Origin of the sequence: Chroococcidiopsis sp. [FACHB-1243] (genome assembly GCF_014696895.1) — a bacterium.
Lineage (GTDB): Bacteria > Cyanobacteriota > Cyanobacteriia > Cyanobacteriales > Chroococcidiopsidaceae > Chroococcidiopsis.
The window spans coordinates 1-4,819 of record NZ_JACJQX010000113.1; the positions used below are offsets into that span (position 1 = coordinate 1).

Below are 4,819 nucleotides of genomic sequence, written 5' to 3' on the forward strand. Positions count from 1 at the left end.
ATCTCAACTAAAGTTCATCAACAAAATCTTTGGAGTTGTTGCTTGAAGCAATACGAACTAGTCCAGTTCGTTTCTTACTAAAAAGTCTTTGCGACACAACCGTGTTTTTTAGAACTTAAACAAGTTTAGCAATCTTTGAATACAGCAATGTCAGCTCGTGCTTTTCTCAGGTGGGCAATGCCAGCCCTACATCCCTCGCAAATGACAAATGACAAAATTATCAAACTCAATTAATCTTTAGGGCGAGGAACAAAAAATCTAGGTGCTTGAGGTCGAGTTAATAATTCTTGCCATAGTAGTTCGTAGCGATCGCTCATCTGCTTAACTGTCAAATTAGCTTTGGCAATTTCTCGCCCTCTTTGACCAAAACGCCAGCGCAATTGAGGCTCGTCCCTTAGTTGTTGTAGTGCCGATGCTAGCCCTAAAACATCATTTTTATTGACTAGAAATCCTGTTTCGCCATCAACAACAGCTTCAGCCACGCTACCGACGCGAGTGGCAACCACAGAACGTGCAGCCAGCATCGCCTCCACGATTGCTAGGGGAAAACCTTCCGATCGCGATGGTTGAGCGACAATATCGAATTGTGGTAGGTATGCACGCGGATTTTCTACCCAGCCGAGTAAATTAACGCGATCGCTGATTCCTAGTTCCATTGCCAATTGCTCTAAATTAGCCCGTTCGTCCCCTTCACCCAGAATTATCAGTTGCACCTCATCAACAGATGCGATCGCTCGTAATTATACGTCATGTCCTTTCATTGCATCCAGCCGTCCGATGCTGCCAATGGTTATTGTTCCTTCAGGATGAACAGCCGAGAGTTGAGGTTCTTCAGCCAAATCGGGAACGCAATTAGGAACGGAAACCACCGAATTACGACCGAGGGCGTAAAAATCTTCCATTAACCGCGCACTTGCGACACCAACGGCGACATGAGCGTCAACTCGTAACGAAAGTACTCGCGTCCGCCACCAAGTCAGTAAATCTGTTGTCCGTAGTGGCAGTTGATCGACTCGCACGACTCGCGCCCCAGATAAGATTAAAGCAGCAGCTAAACCTATTGCTCCCGCCCAAGGCGTACAGAGATTGACATGCACCACGTCAGGACGTAGTTGCAATAAAGTTGTGAGATGAGCTAGGAACGAATGAATTGGCTTGTCAGGTAAGACTATCTGCGCGGTTTGAGGGCGTTGTCGGGCGATCGCTTCCACGACAAGCTTAGATGTACCTATGACTGTTACCTCAATTCGATCTGAAACGCTAGCAACCAAGTGGCTTAAACTAATCTCTGCACCACCAATTCCGCCAGAATCCGTATAAATGACTACTTTCATGTGTCGTTTGTCATTTATTAAATGTTTTTTGACTAAATTGATTATTGAAATACTAACAATGTATCGATTGTGTACTCTGTTGCCGTTAAAACTTAAAAGAGTTTTAGTAAATAAAACTACCAAATAAACATATAAAAAATTATCTCTTTAGGCAGAAGTAAGCCGGAGTAGCAATGGCTATTCTTGAGCGATAAAAGTGCATAATTTTAATCCTTGATTCTGACAGTTTACATGTATAAAGAAATAAAATTGGATTTCAATGCAACGTAATTTGACACACACATCTTTTACCCATACTATGCAGTTTGCACAAGTTGCTCGCTTAGTTACCAGTAAAATAACAGAACTTTTGTCAACTCAAGTATTAGTAGTAAATTGCAATAATATTATCGTTGCTAGTAGCAAATACGAGCGAATTGGCAAAGTTCTTTATTTTAGCGAACAACAAGAAACTAACTATTTACGAGTTCCATTACACCTCAAATCAGAAGTAGGCGAAGTCGCAATTGGAGAACCATTTAATGGTGAGACAATTTCACCGCGTCTAGCAAAAGTTTTAGTTGAATTAATAATTAATCAAGCCACTATACTGAACCATCGACCTAACCAACAAGCGTTGAAGAATCAGTTCGTCAATCATCTGTTACATGGTCAAATTATCGATGAAACAGAAATTTTAAGGCAGGCAAAGCTATTAGGGCTAGATTTATCACCGCCGCGAGCGGTAATTTTGATCGATGCTTCTCAATACGTATTAAAACCTTCAGTAGGTGAATCAGACGGCAAGAATTTAGCAAAAGCTACGGTGCGACAACGCCGCCGCACGCAATATGCGATCGGCAGCATAGTTAACTTTTTTCACTTACCAGATGATACAATCTGTGCCGATTTAGGTAACGGCGAATTGGTAGTTTTAAAAGCTAGTAATACCAAAAATCTTGGCAGTTGGGCAGAACGAGGAAATAATACAAATTCATTGAATGCGTTATGGACGAATCTAGCTGCACTTAAACGTGCGGGTGATGCTCTGCTAATGCGCTTGCGCAGCGATACAGGAGTAGCAATTAGTATTGGTATCGGTCGCTATCATCCAGGTATTCCTGGTTTAGCGCGATCGTATCAAGATGCGAGGATGGCACTCTCACTCGGTCATCGCTTTAATGGTTGCGATCGCGTCTATTGTTTAGATCGTCTGGGAATTGCTGCATTTATTGGCGTAGCTGACGAACAAACCAAGATTGAATTAGCCACGCATTTACTTAGTCCGCTCGATTGCGAATTGGAATTATTAACAACCGTAGAGGCGTTTTTTGCTCGTGATTGCAGCCCTTCAGCTACAGCAAAGCAGCTTTTAATTCACCGCAATACTCTGAATTATCGTCTTGGTAAAATAGCTTCGTTAATCGGTCTCGACCCACGGCGTTTTGATGATGCAGTACAAATTCGGTTAGCGTTGCTATTACGTAGGCTTCAATACTAGATTTCCTCGTCCAAGTGTTCGGCAACAGATTGATAGAGATTGAGAACGTGACTATCTTGGAGGTTGTAAAAAACATTGCGTCCCTGCTTGCGGTAACTCACCAACCGCATTGCACGTAATGTTCGCAACTGATGGGAAACAGCCGATTCAGTCATGTCTAGAGTGGCGGCTAAATCGCAGACACAGAGTTCTTTTTGTGCCAACAATGAAAGAATTCGTAGCCGATTGGCATCTCCTAAGAGGCTAAAAAATTCAGCCATCCGCTGCGCCTTCTCAGTTTTGAGGACGTGGCTTTGTAGATGATTAACTCCATCCACGTCTACAGGATGTGGTGGATGGCACTGAAGACGATCCGCCTCTGAGGTAGAGTTTGGTTTAGCCCGATCGGAAGCAGAGTAAACTGACATTGGGTGATAATAAAAGACTGTGTTTGCTGGATTAAATCTTCAGACACCCTAAGTATAGCCCAACTATGTAGCCCAACTATAGCGCGGTCTAGGATATGCTCTGTTTAAGAATAAGTTGGTTCAATGATTTTAGAGTTTAGCTGGCTTGCTATTGCTGGAGTTAATAACCTACTCGAACTGCTTCAGTTTCCCTTCATGCAAAGGGCGATCGCAGGTGCGATATTAATGGGTATCCTTGGCGGTTTCCTGGGTAGCTTCGTCACCCTACGACAGTTATCTTTTTTCAGTCATGCTGTAGGTCATGCAGCTTTGGTAGGTGTTGCTTTAGGGGTTTTGCTTCAGTTAAATCCTACCTGGATGCTACTCCCATTTACCCTTGCATTCGGCTTAGTTGTCCTCTATTTAATTGACCAAACAAATTTGTCGAGTGATAGCGTATTGAGTGTAGTACTATCGGGTGCATTAGCAATAGGTGTCATCCTCAGCAGCCTGATCCAAGGATATCGCGGCAATTTGATGGGAGTCCTATTCGGAGATATTCTAGCGATCGATACTACGGATCTGATCTTGACCTCTTTGGTGTTAATTAGCAGCATTATTTTCTTACTACCTACGCTGCGTCAGCAGATTCTCTTGACTCTTAACCCTACAGTGGCACAGGTGCAGGGTATCCCCGTGCGCCTCTATCGCTACGCTTTTGTTGTCTTGCTGTCACTAGCTGTAGCCGTAGCAATTAAGGCTGTAGGCGTGTTATTGGTGAATGCTTTTTTGGTCATTCCCGCCGCTACTGCCAAGCTTGTGAGTCATCATTTTACCCACTTTTTAGTCATTTCCGTGATGCTTGGGGTCGTTAGTAGCATTGTCGGCATTATGTTATCGGGTCTACTCAACTTTGCTTCTGGTCCTAGTATCGTTCTCGTCCAATTCTTGCTATTTACATTCATTTTCAGTTGGGTGAAGCTCATTTGGAAAACTGCATGAGAGATTTTGCGCCTAACCCTTGCCAAGGTCTGATAAGTTTGCTACCTTAATAAAGCGCCAAAAATTGACGCACCAACTTCGCCGGGATAGCTCAGTTGGTAGAGCAGAGGACTGAAAATCCTCGTGTCACCAGTTCAATTCTGGTTCCTGGCATCTCCTGATAAATCGTGAATTCTACAGTCTGTAAGGGTTGTTAGACCTTAAATACAGATGTAAAACGATAACAATTCTCATTTTATGGGAGCAGTTTGGGTCAGTTGAGGTCATAAATTGGGGTAAAGTTGGGGTAAAAATAGTAGAATCGAGGAGTTTACCCCATCTGCTCGTTCTATGTCCTCACAGTCCATTAAAAGTAAAGCCAGTAAAGGGTCTGTACAAATCAAACTTTCCTAACGGTCACTTGCAGCTAGTTTTCTCCCATGAGGGCAAGCGCCATTACCTTTCCCTTGGCTTGCCAGATTCTAAGGTGAATCGAAACTTAGCCAGGGCTAAAGCAAATCTGATTGAATCCGATCTGGTTGTGTCGCAAAGACTTTTTAGTAAGAAACGAACTGGACTAGTTCGTATTGCTTCAAGCAACAACTCCAAAGATTTTGTTGATGAACTTTAGTTGAGAT

The 4,819-nt window shown here is 43.1% G+C and carries 6 protein-coding genes and 1 tRNA gene; 4 read left to right on the top strand and 3 right to left on the bottom strand.

Translation table 11 applies throughout. The annotated features are described in order from the left end of the window. Nucleotides 1-230: 230 nt before the first annotated feature. Together H6G17_RS33095 and H6G17_RS33100 are read right to left on the bottom strand one after the other, a co-directional pair. Nucleotides 231-731 carry a glycosyltransferase gene (locus tag H6G17_RS33095; RefSeq protein WP_347276500.1) on the bottom strand — a complete coding sequence of 167 codons (501 nt, stop codon included), beginning with the start codon at nucleotides 729-731 and terminating at the stop codon, nucleotides 231-233. A 9-nt stretch (nucleotides 732-740) separates the two neighbouring features. Then, complete coding sequence (locus H6G17_RS33100; protein WP_199317190.1) at nucleotides 741-1,334, bottom strand: glycosyltransferase; 594 nt, start codon at nucleotides 1,332-1,334, stop codon at nucleotides 741-743. Nucleotides 1,335-1,632: 298 nt separating this feature from the next. On the opposite strand from H6G17_RS33100, the gene H6G17_RS32060 reads away from it, so the two are divergent. Further along, nucleotides 1,633-2,814 carry a helix-turn-helix domain-containing protein gene (locus H6G17_RS32060; protein ID WP_242038720.1) on the top strand — a complete coding sequence of 394 codons (1,182 nt, stop codon included), beginning with the start codon at nucleotides 1,633-1,635 and terminating at the stop codon, nucleotides 2,812-2,814. On the opposite strand, the gene H6G17_RS32065 is transcribed toward H6G17_RS32060, so the two are convergent. Continuing rightward, entirely contained in the window at nucleotides 2,811-3,221 is a 411-nt protein-coding gene (locus tag H6G17_RS32065; protein WP_132866829.1) for a metalloregulator ArsR/SmtB family transcription factor, read from the bottom strand. The two genes, H6G17_RS32060 and H6G17_RS32065, sit on opposite strands and share 4 nt — an antisense overlap. Before the next feature lie 123 nt (nucleotides 3,222-3,344). Here H6G17_RS32065 and H6G17_RS32070 point away from each other — a divergent pair, with 123 nt between their 5' ends. From H6G17_RS32070 to H6G17_RS35070, 3 genes are all read left to right on the top strand, one after another. Further along, nucleotides 3,345-4,202: a metal ABC transporter permease gene (locus H6G17_RS32070; protein WP_192162750.1), complete on the top strand. Its 858-nt coding sequence runs from the start codon at nucleotides 3,345-3,347 to the stop codon at nucleotides 4,200-4,202. Between the two features lie 80 nt (nucleotides 4,203-4,282). Then, nucleotides 4,283-4,355: transfer RNA gene (locus H6G17_RS32075), tRNA-Phe, on the top strand. A 247-nt stretch (nucleotides 4,356-4,602) separates the two neighbouring features. Further along, a complete protein-coding gene (locus H6G17_RS35070) occupies nucleotides 4,603-4,812 on the top strand; it encodes a DUF3596 domain-containing protein (RefSeq protein ID WP_199317191.1) in 210 nt (69 codons plus the stop codon). Nucleotides 4,813-4,819 lie beyond the last annotated feature (7 nt).

Coding starts and splice junctions, on each gene's coding strand:
- H6G17_RS33100 (WP_199317190.1), bottom strand. CDS start 1,334: ATGAAAGTAGTCATTTATACGGATTCTGGCGGAATTGGTGGTGCAGAG.
- H6G17_RS32060 (WP_242038720.1), top strand. CDS start 1,633: ATGCAGTTTGCACAAGTTGCTCGCTTAGTTACCAGTAAAATAACAGAA.
- H6G17_RS32065 (WP_132866829.1), bottom strand. CDS start 3,221: ATGTCAGTTTACTCTGCTTCCGATCGGGCTAAACCAAACTCTACCTCA.
- H6G17_RS32070 (WP_192162750.1), top strand. CDS start 3,345: ATGATTTTAGAGTTTAGCTGGCTTGCTATTGCTGGAGTTAATAACCTA.